Annotated in this window: 1 protein-coding gene; it reads right to left on the bottom strand. The window is 71.4% G+C overall.

Annotation, left to right across the window (positions count from 1 at the left end; all coding sequences use genetic code 11):
- Positions 1-399: Cache 3/Cache 2 fusion domain-containing protein (locus HWX25_RS33680; RefSeq protein WP_347879271.1), on the bottom strand; the 399-nt coding region annotated here is incomplete at its 3' end.
- Positions 400-419 lie beyond the last annotated feature (20 nt).

Raw genomic sequence — 419 nt, 5'->3', positions numbered from 1 at the left:
GTCGAAGATGCCGGGATGCTGGGCGAGCTTGGCGAGCCCCTTGAGCTTCAGTGTCTTCAGGAAGGAGCGCGTGTAGACCATCGAGAAGCCCTGCGAGATGGCCCGGCCGCCGGCGTGAACGTCCAGCGGGGTCGATACCGCGGCGGCCGCCGCCACCAGCGAGCGGTTGCCGCGCCGCTCGCCGAGCCAGTGCCATTCGGGCACGGTCTGGAACACCACGTACTTGGCGCGCGCCTCGCGCTCGCCGAGCGCCGCGTCGGCCGACACGTAGTCGAGCCGGCCCTGCCCGGCCTCGAGCATGCGCCGCACCGGCAGGTTCGCCTCCTCGGCCAGCTTGCCCTCGGCACTCGGATGGACCACGAACTTGCCGCGATCCGCGCCGCCCGAGGCGTCGATCACCAGGAAGTAGCCGCTCTCGC

Source organism: Burkholderia sp. BCC1640 (assembly GCF_902833125.1).
GTDB classification, from domain to species: Bacteria; Pseudomonadota; Gammaproteobacteria; order Burkholderiales; family Burkholderiaceae; genus Burkholderia; species Burkholderia diffusa.
This window is presented reverse-complemented; position numbering and strand designations above follow the sequence as displayed.